The organism is Noviherbaspirillum sedimenti, from assembly GCF_003590835.1.
GTDB classification, from domain to species: Bacteria; Pseudomonadota; Gammaproteobacteria; order Burkholderiales; family Burkholderiaceae_D; genus Paucimonas; species Paucimonas sedimenti.
On record NZ_QYUQ01000002.1, the window covers coordinates 1,895,978 to 1,916,102 of the forward strand.

15 protein-coding genes are annotated in these 20,125 nt (G+C 61.2%); 10 read left to right on the forward strand and 5 right to left on the reverse strand.

Annotated features, from left to right (window positions below; translation table 11 throughout):
* Nucleotides 1-68 precede the first annotated feature (68 nt).
* Nucleotides 69-893, forward strand: coding sequence for a spermine/spermidine synthase domain-containing protein (locus D3878_RS08890; RefSeq protein WP_119785151.1), 825 nt, complete (start codon nucleotides 69-71; stop codon nucleotides 891-893).
* Nucleotides 894-1,015: 122 nt separating this feature from the next.
* The gene (gene tfpB / locus D3878_RS08895) at nucleotides 1,016-2,800 is read left to right on the forward strand and encodes a type IV pilus assembly ATPase TfpB (RefSeq protein WP_119785152.1); all 1,785 of its coding nucleotides are present in this window, start codon (nucleotides 1,016-1,018) and stop codon (nucleotides 2,798-2,800) included.
* 28 nt (nucleotides 2,801-2,828) lie between these two features.
* Here the strand turns inward: tfpB and D3878_RS08900 are convergent, their stop codons facing one another.
* A complete protein-coding gene (locus tag D3878_RS08900; RefSeq protein WP_119785153.1) occupies nucleotides 2,829-3,776 on the reverse strand; it encodes an SDR family oxidoreductase in 948 nt (315 codons plus the stop codon).
* A 12-nt stretch (nucleotides 3,777-3,788) separates the two neighbouring features.
* Here D3878_RS08900 and D3878_RS08905 point away from each other — a divergent pair, with 12 nt between their 5' ends.
* The 3 genes from D3878_RS08905 to D3878_RS08915 all read left to right on the forward strand — a co-directional run bounded on the left by D3878_RS08905 (nucleotide 3,789) and on the right by D3878_RS08915 (nucleotide 7,531).
* Nucleotides 3,789-4,826 carry a CDP-6-deoxy-delta-3,4-glucoseen reductase gene (locus D3878_RS08905; RefSeq protein WP_119785154.1) on the forward strand — a complete coding sequence of 346 codons (1,038 nt, stop codon included), beginning with the start codon at nucleotides 3,789-3,791 and terminating at the stop codon, nucleotides 4,824-4,826.
* Between the two features lie 211 nt (nucleotides 4,827-5,037).
* Entirely contained in the window at nucleotides 5,038-6,240 is a 1,203-nt protein-coding gene (locus D3878_RS08910; protein ID WP_119785155.1) for an acetylornithine transaminase, read from the forward strand.
* Nucleotides 6,241-6,613: 373 nt separating this feature from the next.
* On the forward strand, nucleotides 6,614-7,531 hold the full coding sequence (locus D3878_RS08915; RefSeq protein ID WP_233556280.1) for a sensor domain-containing diguanylate cyclase: 918 nt from the start codon (nucleotides 6,614-6,616) through the stop codon (nucleotides 7,529-7,531).
* Nucleotides 7,532-7,563: 32 nt separating this feature from the next.
* On the opposite strand, the gene D3878_RS08920 is transcribed toward D3878_RS08915, so the two are convergent.
* Nucleotides 7,564-7,908 (reverse strand): HPF/RaiA family ribosome-associated protein, encoded by a 345-nt coding sequence (locus D3878_RS08920; RefSeq protein ID WP_119785157.1) that lies wholly within the window; start codon nucleotides 7,906-7,908, stop codon nucleotides 7,564-7,566.
* Between the two features lie 243 nt (nucleotides 7,909-8,151).
* Here D3878_RS08920 and D3878_RS08925 point away from each other — a divergent pair, with 243 nt between their 5' ends.
* Together D3878_RS08925 and D3878_RS08930 are read left to right on the forward strand one after the other, a co-directional pair.
* Nucleotides 8,152-8,535: a VOC family protein gene (locus D3878_RS08925; protein WP_119785158.1), complete on the forward strand. Its 384-nt coding sequence runs from the start codon at nucleotides 8,152-8,154 to the stop codon at nucleotides 8,533-8,535.
* Between the two features lie 87 nt (nucleotides 8,536-8,622).
* Nucleotides 8,623-9,894 (forward strand): MgtC/SapB family protein, encoded by a 1,272-nt coding sequence (locus D3878_RS08930; RefSeq protein WP_119785159.1) that lies wholly within the window; start codon nucleotides 8,623-8,625, stop codon nucleotides 9,892-9,894.
* Between the two features lie 131 nt (nucleotides 9,895-10,025).
* Here the strand turns inward: D3878_RS08930 and D3878_RS08935 are convergent, their stop codons facing one another.
* On the reverse strand, nucleotides 10,026-10,997 hold the full coding sequence (locus tag D3878_RS08935) for a LysR family transcriptional regulator (protein WP_119785160.1): 972 nt from the start codon (nucleotides 10,995-10,997) through the stop codon (nucleotides 10,026-10,028).
* Nucleotides 10,998-11,190: 193 nt separating this feature from the next.
* On the opposite strand from D3878_RS08935, the gene D3878_RS08940 reads away from it, so the two are divergent.
* The 3 genes from D3878_RS08940 to D3878_RS08950 all read left to right on the forward strand — a co-directional run bounded on the left by D3878_RS08940 (nucleotide 11,191) and on the right by D3878_RS08950 (nucleotide 15,304).
* Nucleotides 11,191-12,330, forward strand: coding sequence for an iron-containing alcohol dehydrogenase (locus D3878_RS08940; protein WP_119785161.1), 1,140 nt, complete (start codon nucleotides 11,191-11,193; stop codon nucleotides 12,328-12,330).
* A 63-nt stretch (nucleotides 12,331-12,393) separates the two neighbouring features.
* Nucleotides 12,394-13,977: an aldehyde dehydrogenase (NADP(+)) gene (locus tag D3878_RS08945; RefSeq protein WP_119787792.1), complete on the forward strand. Its 1,584-nt coding sequence runs from the start codon at nucleotides 12,394-12,396 to the stop codon at nucleotides 13,975-13,977.
* Nucleotides 13,978-14,089: 112 nt separating this feature from the next.
* Nucleotides 14,090-15,304 carry a beta-hydroxybutyrate-binding protein gene (locus D3878_RS08950; RefSeq protein ID WP_119785162.1) on the forward strand — a complete coding sequence of 405 codons (1,215 nt, stop codon included), beginning with the start codon at nucleotides 14,090-14,092 and terminating at the stop codon, nucleotides 15,302-15,304.
* 141 nt (nucleotides 15,305-15,445) lie between these two features.
* Here D3878_RS08950 and dcd read toward each other — a convergent pair whose 3' ends face one another.
* Together dcd and hrpA are read right to left on the reverse strand one after the other, a co-directional pair.
* Nucleotides 15,446-16,012, reverse strand: coding sequence for a dCTP deaminase (dcd, locus tag D3878_RS08955; protein ID WP_119785163.1), 567 nt, complete (start codon nucleotides 16,010-16,012; stop codon nucleotides 15,446-15,448).
* 82 nt (nucleotides 16,013-16,094) lie between these two features.
* A complete protein-coding gene (gene hrpA / locus D3878_RS08960; protein WP_119785164.1) occupies nucleotides 16,095-20,105 on the reverse strand; it encodes an ATP-dependent RNA helicase HrpA in 4,011 nt (1,336 codons plus the stop codon).
* Nucleotides 20,106-20,125 lie beyond the last annotated feature (20 nt).

Genomic DNA, 20,125 nt, shown 5'->3' on the forward strand with positions numbered 1-20,125 from the left:
CAGGGCTATAATGCCGCGACAACCGTTGGCGCACGCACCTGCGGCGACACCCCTTCAGCATTGCAGATATGTTAATTCGACGTAAATCCATAGAAGCCCAGGCCAATCGCATGGAAGGCCCAGGCAGCAAAGGCGCAGGCAACGCCGCCAAAGCCGCTCCCCGCAAGCCAAAATTCGCTCCCGTCACCCTGTCCGAGCAGGATGGCGTGCGCTTCCTGCACTTCGGCACCGAGTGGGTGCAAGGCGCCATGCGCATCCGCAAGCCGGACTGGCTGGAGCTGGAATACGCCCAGCAGATGATGGCCTGGATGCTGTTTCTCGACCAGCCGCGCCGTATCGTCCAGCTTGGTCTCGGCACCGGCGCCCTCACCAAGTTCTGCTACCGCCAGTTCCCGGAGGCCCAGGTCACTGCGGTCGAGCTGAACTCCTCCGTAATCGCCATTTGCGCCTCGATGTTCAAGCTGCCGCCCGATGACGAACGACTGTCGGTCATCGAAATGGATGCGCTGGATTACATCACCGACCCGGCCATTACCGGCAGCATTGACGCCCTGCAGGTGGACCTGTACGACGCTACCGCGCGCGGCCCCGTGCTCGACACCCCCGAGTTTTACCAGGCGTGCGCCGCCAGCCTGGCCGAGGACGGCATCATGACCGTGAACCTGTTCGGCGACCATCCCAGCTATGCCAAAAACCTCAAGGCGATGCGCTTTGCCTTTGACAAGGTCCTGTGCCTGCCCGAGGTCCATGAAGGCAATGTTGTCGCGCTTGCGTTCAAGCGCGCGCCGACGCTGGATTTCGCCTGGCTGCATGAGCGCGCCATGGAAATCAAGGAAACCACGAAGCTGCCGGCCAAATCCTGGGTCAACGGCTTGCGCGCTGCGGCAGTCTGACGACAGTCGCTGCCCGGGTGCTTTGCCAAGCGCTCGCGCAACTGTTACGCTTGGCGCCTGAGGTGACGCAGGGGCTGCATATCCCGCAGGCGCCACACGACTGACCGACCTGACTGGGCAAGATGATCAAAGAAGCGCACAAACCACTGGACCTGAAACAGATTTTCAGCTGGCTGATGGAAGATGGCGTTGTCGACAAGGCCGACGCCAAGACCAGCTACACGCAGGCGCTGGCGATCCTCAACAACGCACCAGCGGCCATGCATCCGCTGACGGCGCTGGCACAAAGCAAGCTGAAATCGGCCCATCCGCCGCATCGCATGCTGACCCTGGACATGCTGACAGAATGGATGGCCGGCAAGGTGAAGCTGCCCTTCCTGCGCATCGACCCCCTTAAAATCGACTTCACCAAGGTCGCCGACGTCATGTCGGCCAGCTATGCGGCACGCTTTAACATCCTGCCGGTGGCATTGAATGCCACCGAACTGACCATCGCCAGCGCCAGCCCGTTCATGTCGGACTGGCAGGCGGAAATCGAGAAGCTCACGCGCCGCAAAGTGCACCTGGTGATCGCCAGTCCGCTCGACATTTCCCAGTACACGGCCCAGTTCTTTGCCCTGGCCAAGTCGATCAAGGGCGCGCACAAGTCCACCGGGCAGGATCTGGCGCTGCGCAACAATTTCGAGCAACTGGTCGAAATGGGCGCCGCCAACAAGCACATGGACGCCAACGACCTGCACATCATCAACATCGTCGACTGGCTGTGGCAGTACGCGTTCGACCAGCGCGCTTCGGACATCCACCTTGAACCCAAGCGCGATTTTTCGGTGATCCGCTTCCGCATCGACGGCATCCTGCACCAGGTCTACCAGGTGCCGGCGGTGGTGATGATCGCCATGACCGCACGCATCAAGCTGCTGGGTCGCATGGACGTGATCGAAAAGCGCCGGCCGCTCGACGGCCGCATCAAGACCAGGACGCCTGGCGGGCAGGAAATCGAACTGCGCCTGTCCACCCTGCCGACCGCGTTCGGCGAAAAGCTGGTGATGCGCATCTTCGACCCGGAAGTGGTCGTCAAGACGCTGCCGGAACTGGGCTTTCCGCAGGCAGAAGCCACGCGCTGGGACAGCCTGACCAAACGACCGCACGGCATCATCCTGGTCACCGGGCCGACCGGCTCGGGCAAGACCACCACGCTATACACTACCCTGAAAGCACTGGCCACATCCGAGGTCAACGTCTGCACGGTGGAAGACCCGATCGAAATGGTCGAGGCCGCGTTCAACCAGATGCAGGTCCAGCACGGCATTGACCTGTCATTTGCCGACGGCGTGCGCGCACTGATGCGCCAGGACCCGGACATCATCATGATCGGCGAAATCCGCGACCTGGAAACCGCGGAAATGGCGATCCAGGCGGCGCTGACCGGGCACCTGGTGCTCTCCACCCTGCATACCAACGACGCGCCCTCGGCAGTGATGCGCCTGCTGGAACTGGGCGTGCCGTATTATCTGCTGGAAGCCACGATGATCGGCATCATGGCGCAGCGCCTGGTGCGCACACTCTGCCCGCACTGCAAGGCGCCGGATGGCAATGTCGCAGAAGACATCTGGAACAACTTGACGGAAGGCTGGAATATGCCCAGGCCGGCCAGCGTGTATCGTCCGGTCGGCTGTCCGGAATGCCGCCAGACCGGCTTCAAGGGACGCACCGGACTGTATGAACTGCTGACGGTCAGCCAGAAATTCTCCGGCTTGATCAAGGAAGAAACGGATATCCACGCCTTGCGCCGGCAAAGCGTCGCGGATGGCATGAAGCCCTTGCGCATCGCCGGCGCCCTCAAGATCATCGAAGGCAGCACCACCGCCGAGGAAGTGCTGAAAGTGACGGCGACACTGAACGGTTGAGCTGTCGCTATCCTGCTTATTCCCCTGCTTATTCTCCCGCCTGTTTTCCGAGCTGACCAGGACGCCGCAGCAGCGTCCCCACCTCGGGGTAGCGCAGGCGCACGCCCAGCTCGGCCTTGATCCGCGCGTTGGCCAGGCGGCGCGATTCCGACATAAATGACAACAATAGCGGCGGCACCACCTGCGCCAGCTCGGCGCGCGCCAGCCGCAGCGGCCGCGGCAGGCCGAAGGCATCGGCCACCGCGTCGAAGTAATCCGCCATTTTCAGGTCGGTGTCGTCGACCGCATGGTAGACCCTCCCTGGCAGGCCGCGAAACAGCGCCAGCGCGACCAAGCGCGCCAGGTCGTCGGCGTGGATGTGGTTGGTGTAGACATCGTCAGCCGCACGCAGCGCCGGCGTGCCCTTTTTCAGGCGTTCGAGCGGCAGGCGGTCGGCCGCGTAGATACCAGGCGCGCGCAGGATGGCCAGGCGCGAGCCGGAACGCCTGGCCCAGCGGCGCAAGGTGGTTTCGGCGTCCACCCGGCGCCGGGCACGGGCATTTTGCGGCCGCACTGCGCGCGTCTCATCAACCCACGCTCCCTGGCAATCGCCATACACGCCGGTGGTGCTGACATAAACGAGAGTCGTGCGGTCGGGTAAAATGGCGGCTAGATTGCGGGTCCGCCGGTCTTTTTCACCTTCCGCCTGCGGCGGCGCCAGATGCACGACCCGGTGCGCCAGCCGCGCCAGCCGCGCCAGGCTGTCGGGCCGGTCAAGGTCGGCAACGATCGGCACCGCGCCGGCGGCGCGCAGTTCGGCGCGGCGCGCCGGCTGGCTGGTAACGGCGAAAACGCGAAAATGCTGTCGTACCAGCGGCAACAGGCGCATGCCAACATCGCCGCAGCCGACGATCAGCAGTCGCGGCTTGCCGAATGCGTGCGCGGCATCTCGCGTGGAAGTATTGACCAAATTATTGACCAGATTTTTATTCTTCATTTACGGAATTGTATGACTTTCCAAGTAACCGTACAGCCGAGCGGTCGGCAATTTACCTGCGACGAAGGCGAAACCGTGCTGGGCGCGGCCATCCGCGCCGGCGTCGGCCTGCCATATGGCTGCAAGAACGGCGCCTGCGGCAGCTGCAAGGGCAAGGTGCTGGAAGGCGCCGTCAGCCACGGTAAGCACCAGGAAAAAACCCTGCCCGCGGCGGAGGAAGCGCAAGGCCTGTCGCTGTTTTGCTGCGCCGCCCCGCAATCCGACATTGTGATCGAGGCGCGCGAAGTGCTGGGCGCCGGCGACTTCCCGATCAAGAAGCTGCCCAGCCGCGTAGCCAAAATTGAAAAGCTGGCAGATGACGTCATGCTGGTTGCGCTGCAATTGCCGGCGGCGGAACGCCTGCAATACCGCGCCGGCCAGTACATCGAATTCCTGCTCAAGGACGGCAAGCGCCGCAGCTACAGCATGGCCAATGCGCCGCACCTGGATGAACAGATCACGGTGCACGTGCGCCACATGCCGGGCGGCCTGTTTACCGACCACGTGTTCGGCGCCATGAAGGAGCGCGACATCCTGCGCTTCGAAGGGCCGCTGGGCACCTTCTTCCTGCGCGAGGAATCCGACAAGCCGATCGTGCTGCTGGCTTCCGGCACCGGCTTTGCGCCGATCAAGGCGATCATCGAACACGCGGCCCATCAGAAAACCGCGCGGCCGATGACCCTGTACTGGGGCGGCCGCCGCCCCAAGGACCTGTACATGCACGCGCTGTGCGAGGAATGGACCCGTACCCTGCCGAATTTCAAGTACGTCCCGGTGATTTCCGACGCCCTGCCGGAAGACGGCTGGCGCGGCCGCACCGGTTTCGTCCACCAGGCCGTCATGCAGGACTTGCCCGACCTGTCGGCCTACCAGGTGTACGCCTGCGGCGCACCGATCGTGGTCGATTCGGCGCAGCGCGATTTCGTGGCGCAATGCGGGCTGCCGGAAGAAGAATTTTACGCAGATTCCTTTACCTCCGAAGCGGATCTGGCCAAGTCATCAGTGACGTAATTTTTTGACGCAGTGTGCAAATCGGCATACTATTGGCCTTATGAATGCCAATATCAAACTCTTGCGACGCCGTAGCCCTCTGCCCCGATCCCGGATGCCGTGCGCGTAAGTATTTGTCGATTGCTGAAGCCACAGGACAGTCCTGTGGCTTTTTTTTTAACATTAGCAAACCGTTTAATAATTTTCACCAAGTTCAGTTGAGGAACCCCAAATGGAATTCAGCCAGTACGATATCAATGCTTTGATGTATGTCACCAACCGCCCCGAGCTTGTCTTCACCGAAGGGCAAGGCATGTGGCTGACCGACCATCAAGGCAAGCGATATCTTGACTATCTGCAAGGCTGGGCGGTGAACTGCCTCGGCCACTCGCCGCAATGCATCCAGGATGCGCTGGCGGTGCAGGCGAAAAAGCTGATCAACCCCTCGCCGGCTTTCTACAACGAACCGTCGGTCGCCCTGGCTTCGCTCCTGACCGACAACTCCTGTTTCGACCGCGTCTTCTTTACCAATAGCGGCGCCGAAGCCAATGAAGGCGCCATCAAGCTGGCGCGCAAATGGGGCAAGAAAAATCCCAACGCCAAGGGCGAAAACCGCTTTGAAGTCATCACCTTCAAGCACAGCTTCCACGGCCGCACCCTGGCCACCATGTCGGCCAGCGGCAAGCCGGGCTGGGATACCCTCTACGCACCGCAAGTGCCGGGCTTTCCCAAGGCTGACCTGAACGACCTGGCCAGCGTCGAAAAGCTGCTCAACGAGCATACCGTGGCGGTGATGCTGGAGCCGGTGCAGGGCGAAGGCGGCGTGCTGCCGGCCACGCGCGAATTCATGCAAGGCTTGCGCGAACTGACCAAACGCCACGACATTCTCCTGATCGTCGATGAAGTGCAAACCGGCATGGGCCGTACCGGCGAACTGTTCGCCTATCAGTTGTCCAATGTCGTGCCCGACATCATGACCCTGGGCAAAGGCATCGGCGGCGGAGTGCCGCTGGCCGCCCTGCTCTGCCGCGAGGAAATCGCCTGCTTCGAAGCCGGCGACCAGGGCGGCACCTACAACGGCAATCCGTTGATGACCGCAGTCGGCGTCGCCATCATTGAAGCCCTGCTGGCGGACGGCTTCATGCAAGCGGTACGCGACCGTGGCGCCTACCTCAGCACCGAACTGAAAAAGCTCTCCGCAAAACATGGCCTGGGCACCGAACGCGGCGAAGGCTTGCTGCGCGCGCTCGACCTCGATTCCGAGATCGGCCCGAAAATCGTCGACATGGCGCGCGACATGGGCCCGGTCGGCCTGCTGCTGAATTCGCCACGTCCCAATCTGCTGCGATTCATGCCGGCGCTGAATGTCAGCACCGAGGAAATCGACCAGATGATCACCATGCTGTCGGACATTCTCGCCAGTATCAAAGGCTAGGCCAGGCAACGAATCAGCCTGCGCCAGCCTCATTCAGGGTGCTCGGGGCAGGCTGGCCAGCATGTTCAGCCTGGTTGTTTGAGCGCGCTTCGCTGGCGGGAATTGCATGGCTAGTTACTTTCCTAAATGTATTATTGATAAAAGGAAACATATCAATAAGGATTAATAATAACTAATTGATTATTTTTGGTTATTCTATGGGCTGCCGCCAGTCCCTGGTGATGCGTTAGCCGGGCCAGGGCGCGATCACTGGCATTCATCCTGGGCAAGCTCGGCGGCGTCCTAAAGACGTAACGCCGGCCCTGCCCAGGTAATTTGCCAGATACTTTTATTTTGCATTTGATTTGGTGCCGACAGAATGCCCGATGTTTCAATGGATACAGAAGCCAACGCTACCGTCTACAAGACTCTGCTGGAATCCACCAAAGCGATTCCGTGGAAGATCGACTGGAGCACCATGCGGTTCGCCTACATTGGCCCGCAAATCGAGTCATTGCTGGGCTGGTCGCCCAAGAGCTGGGTGAGCGTGCAGGACTGGGCCGATCGCATGCATCCCGATGACCGGGAAAGGGTCGTGAACTTCTGCGTGGCGCAGTCGCAGGCCGGCGTCGATCACGAGGCGGATTATCGCGCCCTCACCACGGATGGCCACTACGTGTGGATCCGCGACGTGGTGCATGTGGTACGCAAGGAAAACGGTGAAGTTGACGCGCTGATCGGCTTCATGTTCGATATCAGCGAACGCAAGCAGAACGAAGAAAAGCTCGCGCAGTTACAGAAGGAACTGGAAGCGCTTTCCTTCAAGGACGGCTTGACCGGGGTAGCCAACCGCCGGATGTTCGACACAGTTCTGGAAACAGAGTGGGCGCACGCACAGCGCAATCAGCAAGCGCTCTCGCTGCTCATTCTCGACGTCGACCACTTCAAGCAATACAACGATTGCTACGGTCACCTCCGGGGCGATGAGTGCCTGCAGCGCGTGGCCCGGATTCTGGCTGCCTCGCTACAACGGCCGCGGGATTTCCTTGCCAGATTCGGCGGCGAGGAATTCGTCATCGTGCTGCCGGAGACGGACGCGATCGCAGCGCAAACAGTGGCAGAACGGTGTCTTGATCTGGTGACCAGTGCGCAGATCCCGCATGCGGAATCGGCCACCAGTCCGGTGCTGACGATCAGTATCGGCGTGGGCACCATCGTTCCCGGGCAAGACGATGTGCCGAGAAGATTCATCGACCAGGTGGATAACCGGCTTTACCAGGCCAAACGCAACGGCAGGCACTGCATCGCCTGAAGCCGGCGCAGTACCTCGCTCGTCCGGCCCGTTCAGGCATCAGGCTCCGTGATCCGCACGACCTGCCTGCCAGCCGGACGCTGGCGTGAGGCGATGCGGCTGACCCGATACGCCGCCCGTTTGACTGCGAGATCAATCGCGTTGTACATGTTTTCCTGCACTTCTCTGATGATCACGGCCGGCTTGCCCGCCATCGTCACCGACACCTGGCACTGCATGTCGCAACCGCCGCGTGGACCGTTCAGGTCGCGCAGGCGCACTGCGATTTCAATGATTTTTCCGCCAAGCGGCGCAAAAGCGGCGCGCAGGCGCTGCTCGAGATATTCGCGCAGCGAGGGAGTGAGAGAAAATTGCGGTGAAACCATATGGACTTGCATAACAACCTCCTTTAAGAGACAGCGTTCATGCCGAATCGCGTCAGGACCATTGTTGTACAAGGGTATTACCCATGGAAGCGGGGTTAACCTGAATGCTGCTTCAGAAAAACGGAAGTACGCATCAGCCGAAAAATTTCGGCATCTCAAACAAATCCGGTTTCTCACCACGATTAGCTCAAGGCTTGCAGCGCAAAACATACTAGCGTTGAGAGCGTTGACGTCGATTCGCAAAGGAGAACTGTTATGGAATGCAATCCAGTAGTCTGGTTCGAAATCTATGTGCAGGATATGGACCGCGCGCGCAAATTTTATGAGGCGGTTTTGCAGATCACGCTGGAAAAGTTGAACAACCCCAGCGATCTTCCCGGACTGGACATGTGGGCTTTTCCAATGGCGATGGAGAAATCCGGCGCCGGCGGCAGCCTGGTGCGCATGGAGGGTGTCGCTTCGGGCGGCAATAGTACTCTGGTGTATTTCGCTTGCGAAGATTGTGCGGTCGAGGCGAGCCGGGTCACGACGGCCGGCGGGAGCATCCAGCGCGAGAAAATGTCGATCGGCGAATATGGCTTCATCGTCCTTGCCATCGATACGGAAGGCAACATGCTGGGACTGCACTCGATGAAATGACATTAAAGATCTGGTCAAGCACGCACGTCGGAGTTAATCTTAGTTCTTGTATTCAAGTCAACAAGATTAAATCCCCGACCGCTTGCCATGGACCTTGAAGTTGCCCGCAATTTTCTGATTGCCCTGTCGATTGGCGCCCTGATCGGCATCGAGCGTGAAAAAAAGAAGGATGCTGAACCCGGCCGCTCCGTTGGCGGCATCCGCACCCATATCCTGCTGGCGCTGATCGGCGCCGCCTCGGCCTGGCAGGCGCGCGAGCTGGCCATGGCATGGATTTTCGTCGTCACCCTGGCAGTGGTCGGCATTGCGGTGGTGGCCAACCATCTGCGCAATCCAGCGCGCAGCCAGGACGGCGCGTCAGGCTTGTTGAGCGAAGTCGCCGCCTTCACGGCCTGCCTTCTTGGCGGCATGGTGGTGGTCGGACATGCGGCACTGGCGGTGGCGCTGGCAGTGGCCGCCTCCGCAGTGCTGGCTTACAAGCAGCCGCTGCATGGCCTGGTGGAGCGCATCGGCGTGGACGATATCTATGCCGGTATCAAGCTGCTGATTGCCTTCTTCATCGTGCTGCCGCTGCTGCCGAACGAGACCATCGACCCGTGGCAGGCGATCAATCCACATGCCCTGTGGTTGCTGGTGATCCTGATTTCCGGGCTGTCGCTGGTGGGCTACGTGGCGGTGCGCTGGGTGGGAACCGCGCACGGCATTGCTCTTACCGGCATTACCGGCGGCCTGGTATCGTCTACTGCAGTGACCCTGAATTTTGCGCGCAGCAGCCGCCTGCAACCGGAAGCGGCCCAGGCCCACGCTTTCAGCGCCGGTATCCTGCTGGCCTGGCTGGTGATGTTCTTGCGCGCGGTGACCCTGGTGGCGATCGTCAATGCCGGCATGTTGCATACCATCTGGATACCCTTTGCCCTCATGGGCCTGGTGACCGCAGCATTCGCCGGCTGGCATTATCGCGCCAGCCTGACGGCAACCGCACCGGTCGAGCAGCAAGGCGTCGCCATCGCCAACCCGTTCAGTCTGAGCTCGGCAATTCGCTTTGGCGCCCTGTTCGCCGTCGTGCTGCTGGTCGTCAAACTGGCCCAGGAACATGCGCCAGGCACCGGTGTTTACCTTGTGTCGGCGCTGGCTGGCTCGGTCGATGTCGATCCCCTGATCCTGTCGATCGCCAAAGCAAATCAGGGAAATGGCAACCTGGCGCAGGCCAGCACGGCGATCGTGATCGGGGTGCTGGCCAACACTGCGGTCAAATGCGCCATGGTCGCAGGCCTGGGGGCCGGGCCGACGCGGCGCCACATTGCAGTCGCCAGCGCGGCCATCGCCGTTGCCGGCCTACTGGCCATCTGGCTATTCTGACCCGACCGGCAGGGATCAGCTCTTCGGCAGGGTCACGCCGCGCTGGCCCTGGTACTTGCCGCCGCGATCCTTGTACACTTCACTCTGAGTGCATGCCACGTTGTGAAGCGAAACCGTCGTCCTGCTAAGTACTAAGTAAGCTGCGCGGCCGGTGGAGCAGCGGATTCATCCCGCTTGGCGCTGGATTCCTGAGTCAGTTCCTGAATAAACAGGCGGGCGACCGGCGACAGCACGCTACCATGCCGCGTGACCAACTGGTACGGCTCACTGCGCGAATGCAGTTCCAGTGGCAGCACTGTCGTCATGCCGAAGCGCGAACAGAATTGCGCGACGTCGGTCGACAGCAATGCCACCAGCGTCGGGTTCCTTTGCAGCAGAGACAGCGTGGTGAAGGCCGAAGTCGTTTCCAGCAGATAGAGAGGAAAACGCAAACCCGCCTCGTGAAATTCGCGTTCCAGCAGCAGTCGCATCGGCATGTTGGCCGAGTAGACCACCCAGCGAAAGCCGGCCAGATCGGACAGCACCAGGTTTTTTTCCTTCGCCAGAGGATGACTCTTGTTGGCCACCACCGCCAACTGCTCGTCGCGTACGTCCAGGCTGTCGTAAAGATGCGGGCGCTGGCTGATGCTGGTGCGGCAGATCGCCAGATCGAGCCTGCCTTCATCCAGCAGATGGAGCAAGTGGCCGCTGGTATCCTCGACGATTTCGACCGATAGCGCCTGGCGTTTTTCCAGCAGCCGCGACAAGGCATCGGTCAGCAGTGGCACCGCACCCATGATCGTGCCGAGTGACAAGCGGCCTCCATGGCCTTGCAGAATGCCGATCATCTCTTCCCGCAAATGCGCCAAATCAGTCTGAATCAGGCGCGCATAGCGGATCACAACGTGCCCCACTTCATTCGGTTCGAGACCGCGATTGGTGCGCACGAACAAGGTGGCGCCTAACGCCGATTCGATTTCGTGCAGCGCCTTGCTGGCGCCGGGTTGCGTCAACGCCACCTGTTCGGCCGCTTTGATGAGGGACCCATGGTCACTCAGCGCAACCAGCAGACGCAGCTGTTTCAAGCGCAGGCGGGAAACGATTGAGTTAAGCGGTGGCAACATAGGGCGACTCTGATATGAAAGAAAGTTATACCAGCATAATCACTTCTCAATAGTCAGGCAAGTCTTCCTGACTTACAGTTGCCCTGAAGTTTTGGCTCCCGCCCCTATAAGGCAGCGATTGTCAGCATGCGAATATGGCGCCGGTGCGCCAATTCGGCAGATTTTTCATCTATAACTTTTGGGAAAACCCCTTATGGCACTGATTAACTATATTACTCAGGTTCAATTTGATTTCGGCGCACTGGGCTTGCTGCAGCAGGAATGCGACCGCATCGGCATCCGCAGTCCAATGGTCGTGACCGATGCCGGCATCAAGGCCGCCGGCATTCTCGATCGCGTGTTGGCGCAGCTGAACAATGCCGCCAGCGTGGCCGTGTTCGACCGGACACCGCCCAATCCCAACGAAGCTGCGGTGCGCGCCGCCGCCGAAATTTACCGCGAAGGCGCTTTTGACGGCATCATCGCAGTCGGTGGCGGTTCCTCGATTGATCTGGCCAAGGGTGTCGCCGTGCTGGCCACTCACACCGGTTCGCTGAAGACTTTTGCCGCCATCGAAGGTGGGGTTGCCCGCATCACCTCGGCCACCGCACCGGTGATTGCCATTCCGACTACCGCCGGCACAGGGAGCGAAGTTGGACGGGGCGCCATCCTGATTCTCGACGATGGCCGCAAGGTCGGCGTCCTGTCGCCGTATCTGGTGCCGAAAGTGGCAATCTGCGATCCGGAACTGACGCTCAAGTTGCCGGCCATGCTGACAGCGGCCACTGGCATGGATGCAATCGCCCATTGCATGGAAACCTTCATGGCGCCGGCCTTCAATCCGCCGGCAGACGGCATTGCCCTCGACGGCCTGTGGCGGGCTTGGTCGCATATCGAACGTGCCACCCGCGATCCGGAAGACCGCGAAGCCCGCTTCAACATGATGAGCGCATCGATGCAGGGCGCCCTGGCATTTCAAAAGGGTTTGGGTTGCGTGCATAGCTTGAGTCATTCGCTGGGCGGCGCCAATCCGCGCCTGCATCACGGCACGCTGAACGCGATTTTCCTGCCGGCGGTGATCGACTTCAACCAGTCTTCGGCGTCGGTACAGAAAGAAAACAAGCTGGCGCGCATGGCGCAGGCGATGGGCCTGGCCGATCCGGCCGAGATCGGCTGCGCCATCCAGGCGCTCAACCAGCGACTGGGACTGCCGGCCGGGTTGAAAGAACTGGACGTGAACCGCGAGCTGTTCCCGAAGATTATCCAGGGCGCACTTGCCGATCACAGCCACAAGACCAATCCGCGCGTCGCCAGCGATGAAGATTACGCAACGATGCTGGAACAGTCGCTGTAAGCGGCGGTGAATTTCACTGCACGCCATGACGACACATCGCTGAACAAACAAGGACATCATCCAGTGACAACTTCCATTCTCGGCCACAATTATATCGGTGGCCAGCGTAGCGCCAGGGGCGCCATCACGCTGCACAGTCTTGCAGCAGCCAGCGGCGAAGCCTATCCGGTAGCGTTTTACGAAGCCACCGACGCCGAAGTCGATGCCGCAGTCGCCGCCGCTGCCGCCGCCTATCCGCGCTATCGCAAGCTGCCGGCGGAAAAGCGGGCAGCATTTCTTGACGCGATTGCCGAAGAACTCGACGCCCTGGGCGAGGACTTCGTCGCCGAAGTCGCCCGTGAGACGGCATTGCCGAGCGCCCGCATTCTGGGCGAGCGGACGCGCACCAGCAATCAGATGCGCTTGTTCGCCAAAGTTTTGCGGCGGGGCGATTTCCATGGCGCGCGCATCGATCATGCATTGCCCGACCGTCAACCACTGGCGCGCCCGGACCTGCGCCAGGTGAAAATGGGCATCGGACCGGTTGCGGTGTTTGGCGCCAGCAATTTCCCGCTGGCGTTTTCGGTAGCCGGCGGCGATACTGCCGCGGCGCTGGCGGCTGGATGTCCAGTGGTGGTCAAGGCGCACACCGGTCACATGGTGACTTCCGAAAGAGTAGCCGACGCCATTGAGCGCGCTGCCACCCGCAGCGGCGTCCCGGCCGGCGTATTCAACATGATTTACGGCGTCGATGTCGGTGCGCGGCTGGTCAAGGCAAGCGGCATCCAGGCAGTCGGCTTTACCGGATCGCTGAAGGGCGGGCGCGCATTGTGCGACATGGCTGCCGCACGGCCGCAGCCGATACCGGTATTTGCCGAGATGTCGAGCATCAATCCGATCATCCTGCTACCGCTGGCCCTGCACAAGCGCGGCAATGCGATCGCCAATGAACTGGCGGCGTCGGTCGCCATGGGTTGCGGCCAGTTGTGCACCAATCCAGGCCTGGTGATCGGTGTGCGCTCGCCGGATTTTAGCGAATTTGTCGGCCAGCTGAAAAAGGCGATGGCGGCACAGGCGCCGCAGACCATGCTGACTGCTGCCACCCATGCCAATTATGCTGCCGGTATCAAGCGGCTCACCCAGCTGCCTGGCATCGAGATGCTCGTGGGCGGCGATGCCTCCGGCAATCAGGCAGCGCCACACTTGTTCAAGGCCGACGCAGCGTTGTTGTTCAACCCCGCCGCGCCGCTGGAAGAAGAAGTGTTCGGCCCGGCGACCGTGGTGGTCGAGCTTGCCGACCGGGAGCAGTTGCTCGACTTTGCCGCGCGCATGCATGGCCAATTGACGGCGACGCTCCAGGCGGAGCGGGATGACTTGCCCGCGTACCAGGACTTGATCGAGTGTCTGGAAGAGAAGGCTGGACGATTGCTGATCAACGGTTATCCGACCGGCGTCGAAGTATGCGATGCGATGGTGCATGGCGGACCTTACCCGGCAACGTCGGATGCGCGCGGCACGTCGGTTGGCAGCTTGGCGATCGAACGCTTCTTGCGGCCGGTGTGCTACCAGAATTATCCGGACGAGTTGCTGCCGCCTGCCTTGCAGGAGGCCAATCCGCTCGGCCTGTTACGACTGATTGACGGGACGATGACACGTACCGCGTGCTGACGCGAACCGGTCGCCACAGCCGGGGTTAGGTGTGGATGTGATAGTAAAAAAAGTGCCGGGTGTATTGCCTGGTGAATAAATAGAACGACACCATAAGTTTTTACTGGAGGAAATGACCATGAGAATGAATAGAAAAATCGTCTCGCTCGCCGTTGCGGTAGCTGGAACGTTTGGATTGGCGGCGTCTGCTTGCGCAGCAGACAATGTCATCAAGATCGGCTTCATCACCGATATGTCCGGCGTCTATGCCGACTTTGATGGCCCAGGCGGCGTCGAAGCGATCAAGCTGGCGATTGCCGATTTCGGCGGCGTGGTCAATGGCAAGAAGATCGAGCTGATTGCCGCCGATCATTTGAACAAGGCCGATGTGGCGGCAGCCAAGGCCCGTGAATGGTTCGACAGCCAGGGCGTGGATATGCTGATCGGCGGCGCGAACTCGGCGGCGAATCTGGCGATGGCAAGAATCGCCGCGGAAAAGAAAAAGGTCTTCATTTCGGCCGGTTCGGGAACCACTCGCCTGACCAACGAAGAATGCAATGCCTACACGATTCAATATGCGTATGACACGACAGCGCTTGCCCGTGGCACCGGCGCAGCGCTGACCAGGCAAGGGGGCAAATCCTGGTATTTCCTGACAGTCGATTATGCGTTCGGCACTTCGCTGGAAAAAGATACCGCCGATATTGTCAAGGCTAACGGCGGCAAGGTCGTGGGTAGCGTCAAGCACCCGCTGTCAGCGCCCGATTTCTCATCGTTCCTGTTGCAGGCGCAAGCCTCGAAAGCGCAAGTCCTTGGACTAGCCAATGCGGGCGGCGACACCATCAACGCGATCAAGGCCGCCAACGAATTCGGCGTCACCAAATCGATGAAGCTGGCCGGCATGCTGATCTTCATTAACGATGTGCATGCGCTCGGCTTGGATGTCACCAAAGGCATGTATCTCACTGACGGCTGGTACTGGGACCTGAACGATGATTCGCGCAAATGGTCGGCCCGTTATTTCGAAAAAATGAAAAAAATGCCGTCGATGTTTCAGGCTGCGGATGCCTCGGCAACTATCCAGTATCTGAATGCGGTCAAGGCGACCGGCACGACTGATGCGGATACCATCATGGCGCATTTGCGCAAAACCAAAATCAACGATTTCTTCACGAAAAATGGCGTGGTTCGCCCGGATGGCCGCATGGTGCATGACATGTACTTGATGGAGGTGAAGTCGCCTGCCGAATCGAAACGGCCATGGGATTATTACAAGCTGGTGCAGACCATTCCCGGCGAACAGGCCTACATGACCAAAGCCGAATCAAAATGCGCGCTCTGGAAGTAATGCGATTGTCTATCGTCGGCTGAAGACCGCTGACGTCGAAGCTGGGTGTGGCAGCAATGTGAGCGAAAGCCCCGGACGGGTCATTACCGGCCGGGGTATTTTCTTGCCATAAATTTCATCCTCGAGACGAGGGAGCCGCGTTCAAGTCTTCGGCAGGGTCACGCCGCGCTGGCCCTGGTACTTGCCGCCGCGATCCTTGTACGAGGTTTCGCAGATTTCGTCACTCTCGAAGAACAAGACCTGGGCGCAACCTTCGCCAGCATAGATCTTGGCCGGCAGCGGCGTGGTATTGGAAAACTCCAGTGTCACATAGCCTTCCCATTCCGGCTCGAACGGGGTCACATTGACGATGATGCCGCAACGGGCATAGGTCGATTTGCCCAGGCAGATGGTCAGCACCGAACGCGGAATGCGGAAATACTCCACGGTGCGCGCCAGCGCGAAGGAATTCGGCGGGATGATGCAGACATCGCCCTTGAAATCCACGAAGGATTTTTCGTCGAAGTTCTTGGGATCGACGATGGTCGAATTGATGTTGGTGAAAATCTTGAATTCATCGGCGCAACGGATGTCGTAGCCGTACGACGAGGTGCCGTAGGAAACGATCTTCTGGCCATTGGCCTCGCGTACCTGGCCCGGTTCGAAGGGCTCGATCATGGCCGTCTCTTCGGCCATGCGGCGGATCCATTTGTCGGATTTGATAGTCATTTTTTCTCTTTGCGAAACAGCGTAACAGCGTAACAGCCGGATTTTACGTGAAAATCGGCGCAACTCCGGGAAAAATGCGCGCCTAGCGCTGCAGCGTTTCCCAGACCTTTTGCAGGCGCTTGACCGAAACCGGCATCGGCGTGCGCAATTCCTGGGCAAACAGCGATACCCGCAGCTCTTCCAGCAGCCAGCGGAATTCCACCATCTTCGGGTCGGCCCTGCCGCCCTGGCCTTTTTGCGCGCGTTGCCAGGGCTGCGCTGCCAATTGCCATTCGGCCATCAGCTTGGCATCGCGGGTGGGGTCAGCGCGCAGCTTTTCCAGGCGCACGCTGATCGCTTTCAGGTAACGCGGGAAATGGGCGAGTTGGACATATTCGTTGTCGGCAATGAAGCGCTTGCCCATCAAGCCCTGCAATTGCGCCTGGATATCAGCCACCGCTTGCGGATGTCCCTTGGCGCCCTGCAGCTTTTTCGGCAGCGCATGGTATTCGGCCAGAACCTGCCCCGCCAGTCGGGCGATCTCGTTGACCAGCAAGCCCAGGCGCGCCTTGCCCTCGTCCTTGCGCTGGTTGAATTCGGCGCCATTCTTCGGCAGCGGCGCCTGCAGGCAAGCGCGCTCGAGGCCGGCCTGGATGATCTGGTCGCGCAATTCCTCCTGCGTGCCGAGTGACATGAATTGCATGCCCATCTGCTGCAGGCCGGGAATGTTCTTCTCCAGATACTTCAGCTGTTCCTTCAGTTGCAGCGCAATCAGCCGGCGCAAGCCGGCATGGTGGACGCGCGCCGCCTCGTCAGGATCGTCGAAGACTTCGATATCGCAATGGCTGCCCTTGTCCACCAGCGCCGGAAAGCCGATCAGGGTCTGCTTGCCGCGCTGGATTTCCAGCAGCTCGGGCAATTCACCGAAAAACCAGGTGGTGAGATTTTGCTGGTCGAGCGTGCCCGGCTGGCCGGCAGGAACCGACTGGCCGGCCTTGCCCGCAGCCGCGGCTGCTGCCGGCTTGCCGGCGCCAGCTGGCCCTGCCGCTGCAGTGCTGCCTGCGCCAGCGGCACCGGCAAGCGGCGCCACCACGGCAGTCTCCGCCAGCCGCTGGAAGCTCTGACGCGCCTGGCCGCCGAATTCGGCTTGCAGGGCCGCCAGGTTGCGCCCCATGTCGAGCTGACGACCATGCTCGTCGACCACCTTGAAATTCATGAAGTGATGCGCCGCCAGGGTCTCCAGCTTGAAATCGGACAGCTTGGCCGCAAGGCTGGTGCGTGCGCGGATATCGGCGATCAGGGCGTCGAGCAGCGGCCCCTTGCCAAAGCCGTGCGCCGCCTCGGTGCGGTCGCAGAAGCCGGCGGCATATTCCGGCAGCGGCACGCAATGGCGGCGCAGTTTCTGCGGCAGCGATTTCAGCAGCAGGTGAATTTTTTCCTTCAGCATGCCCGGCACCAGCCATTCGCTGCGCGCAGCGGATACCTGGTTCAGCGCAAACAGCGGCACCGTCAGCGTCACGCCGTCGCGCGGCGAGCCCGGCTCAAAATGGTAGGTGAGCAGCATGTCGACGCCGGCCACGCTCATCGCCTTCGGAAAGAGGTCGGTGGTGACGCCGGCGGCCTCATGGCGCATGAGGTCGTCGCGGTTCAGGTGCAGCAGCTTCGGGGTCTGCGCGCTGGCGTCCTTGAGCCACTTCTCGAAAGCGGCGCCATTGCAGACATCGGCCGGCACCAGCTTGTCGTAAAAGGCGAAGATCAATTCCTCATCGACCAGCACATCCTGCCGGCGCGACTTGTGTTCCAGGTTCTCGATTTCGCGCAGCAGGCGCTGGTTGTGGGCAAAGAATGGCGCGCGCGTGTCATAGTCGCCCTCGACCAGGGCGCCGCGTATGAAAATCTCGCGCGCCTCGGCCGGCTTGAACGCGCCATAGTTGATGCGGCGCTGGCTGTACACCACCAGCCCGTACAGCGTGGCGCGCTCGTAGGCCGTCACCTGGGCAGCGCGTTTTTCCCAGCGCGGGTCGCCCCAGGATTTCTTCAGCAAATGGCCGCCGACGCGCTCCAGCCATTCCGGCTGGATTTGCGCGATGCAGCGCGCATACAGACGGCTGGTCTCGACCAGCTCGGCGGCCATGATCCACTTGCCGGCTTTCTTCGCCAGGTGCGAGCCGGGCCAGACATGGAACTTGATGGCGCGGGCGCCAAGATAATGCGGCTCGTCCTCGGCCTTGAAGCCAATATTGCCGAGCAATCCGGTCAGCAGGGCCGCATGCAACTGCTCATAAGTGGCAGGCAGTTCATTGGTGCGCCAGCCCTGCTCGCGCACCAGCGTCAGCAATTGCGTATGGACTTCGCGCCACTCGCGCAGGCGCAATTGCGAGAGAAAATTGGCACGGCAATTGTCGGCCAGCTGGCGGTTGGTTTTCTTGTGCTCGATCGCTTCCTCGAACCATTTCCACAATTTCAGATACGAGAGGAATTCGGACTTGTCGTCGGCGAATTTCTTGTGGGCCTGGTCGGCGGCCTGCTGCGCCTCCAGCGGTCGCTCGCGCGGGTCCTGCACCGATAGCGCTGCGGCGATCACCAACACCTCGGACAGGCAAGCCTGCTCGCGCGCGGCCAGGATCATGCGACCGATGCGCGGGTCCAGCGGCAGCTTGGCCAGCTGCCTGCCGACGGGCGTCAGCTGATTGTCGTCATCGACCGCGCCCAGCTCCTGCAGCAGCTGGTAACCGTCGGCGATCGCCCGCCCCGGCGGCGGCTCGATGAAGGGGAAGGTCTCGACATCGGCGAGGTGCAGCGATTTCATGCGCAGGATGACCGCGGCCAGCGAGGAGCGCAGGATTTCCGGCTCGGTGAATTTCGGCCGCAGCAGGTAATCCTGTTCCTCGTACAGACGGATGCATACGCCGGCGGCAACGCGGCCGCAACGACCGGCGCGCTGGTTGGCGGCCGATTGCGCCACTGCCTCGATCTGCAACTGCTCGACCTTGTTGCGGTAGCTGTAGCGCTTGACCCGTGCGAGGCCCGCATCGACCACGTAGCGGATGCCCGGCACGGTCAGCGAAGTCTCGGCGACGTTGGTCGCCAGCACGATGCGGCGCGCATTGGACGTCTTGAACACGCGCTCCTGCTCCTGTGCCGACAGGCGTGCAAACAGCGGCAGGATCTCAGGCGCACGCAAACCCTGCGGCGAATGGTGCTTGCGCAGGGTTTCGGCGGCGTCACGGATCTCGCGCTCGCCCGGCAGGAATACCAGCACGTCGCCCGATCCCAGCCGGCACAATTCATCGACCGCATCGGCCACCGCATCCATCAGGTCGCGCTGCTCACGACCCTTTTGCGCGACGGACGGCGCCACGCCCGGCTTGGGTGTGGCACGGTCGGGCGGCTCCACCGGCCGGTAGCGGATCTCGACCGGATACAAGCGCCCCGACACCTCGATCACCGGCGCCGGCTTGTCGCCGCGCGCGAAGTGGCGGGCGAAACGCTCGGCATCGATGGTGGCCGAAGTGATGATCAGTTTCAGGTCTGGCCGGCGCGGCAGCAATTGCTTGAGATAACCCAGCAGGAAATCGATGTTAAGGCTGCGTTCGTGCGCCTCGTCGATGATGATGGTGTCGTATTGCTTGAGCAGCGGGTCAGTCTGGGTTTCGGCCAGCAGGATACCGTCCGTCATCAGCTTGACCGACGCTCCCTTGGTCAGGGTATCGGTGAAGCGCACCTTGAAGCCGACATGCTCGCCCAAGGGCGAGCCCAGTTCCTGGGCAATGCGCTTGGCGGTGGAAGACGCGGCGATCCGGCGCGGCTGGGTATGGCCGATCAGGCCGGCCTGGCCGCGCCCGAGTTCCAGGCAAATCTTCGGCAATTGCGTGGTCTTGCCGGACCCGGTTTCGCCGCAGACGATCACGACCTGGTGCGCGCGCAAGGCGGCAGCGATCTCCTCGCGCCGGCCTGACACCGGCAATTCTTCCGGATAGACAATGGGCGGCAAGGGGTTGCGCACAGGCGCGGATGCGGACGCAGTAACGGACGCAGAAGCGGGCGGGCGGCCCGGCCTGGGGGGGCGGGGCGAGGCCCCCGTGGTATTTTTGGGAGTTTCAGGTGCAGACATGGCTGGCCGAATTATAATGC

Excerpts from the sequence above, each read along its gene's own strand:
- dcd (WP_119785163.1), bottom strand. The coding sequence starts at position 16,012 with ATGACTATCAAATCCGACAAATGGATCCGCCGCATGGCCGAAGAGACG.
- hrpA (WP_119785164.1), bottom strand. The coding sequence starts at position 20,105 with ATGTCTGCACCTGAAACTCCCAAAAATACCACGGGGGCCTCGCCCCGC.
- D3878_RS08930 (WP_119785159.1), top strand. The coding sequence starts at position 8,623 with ATGGACCTTGAAGTTGCCCGCAATTTTCTGATTGCCCTGTCGATTGGC.
- D3878_RS08915 (WP_233556280.1), top strand. The coding sequence starts at position 6,614 with ATGGATACAGAAGCCAACGCTACCGTCTACAAGACTCTGCTGGAATCC.
- D3878_RS08910 (WP_119785155.1), top strand. The coding sequence starts at position 5,038 with ATGGAATTCAGCCAGTACGATATCAATGCTTTGATGTATGTCACCAAC.
- D3878_RS08925 (WP_119785158.1), top strand. The coding sequence starts at position 8,152 with ATGGAATGCAATCCAGTAGTCTGGTTCGAAATCTATGTGCAGGATATG.
- D3878_RS08940 (WP_119785161.1), top strand. The coding sequence starts at position 11,191 with ATGGCACTGATTAACTATATTACTCAGGTTCAATTTGATTTCGGCGCA.
- D3878_RS08900 (WP_119785153.1), bottom strand. The coding sequence starts at position 3,776 with ATGAAGAATAAAAATCTGGTCAATAATTTGGTCAATACTTCCACGCGA.
- D3878_RS08950 (WP_119785162.1), top strand. The coding sequence starts at position 14,090 with ATGACCATGAGAATGAATAGAAAAATCGTCTCGCTCGCCGTTGCGGTA.
- D3878_RS08920 (WP_119785157.1), bottom strand. The coding sequence starts at position 7,908 with ATGCAAGTCCATATGGTTTCACCGCAATTTTCTCTCACTCCCTCGCTG.
- tfpB (WP_119785152.1), top strand. The coding sequence starts at position 1,016 with ATGATCAAAGAAGCGCACAAACCACTGGACCTGAAACAGATTTTCAGC.
- D3878_RS08905 (WP_119785154.1), top strand. The coding sequence starts at position 3,789 with ATGACTTTCCAAGTAACCGTACAGCCGAGCGGTCGGCAATTTACCTGC.
- D3878_RS08890 (WP_119785151.1), top strand. The coding sequence starts at position 69 with ATGTTAATTCGACGTAAATCCATAGAAGCCCAGGCCAATCGCATGGAA.
- D3878_RS08935 (WP_119785160.1), bottom strand. The coding sequence starts at position 10,997 with ATGTTGCCACCGCTTAACTCAATCGTTTCCCGCCTGCGCTTGAAACAG.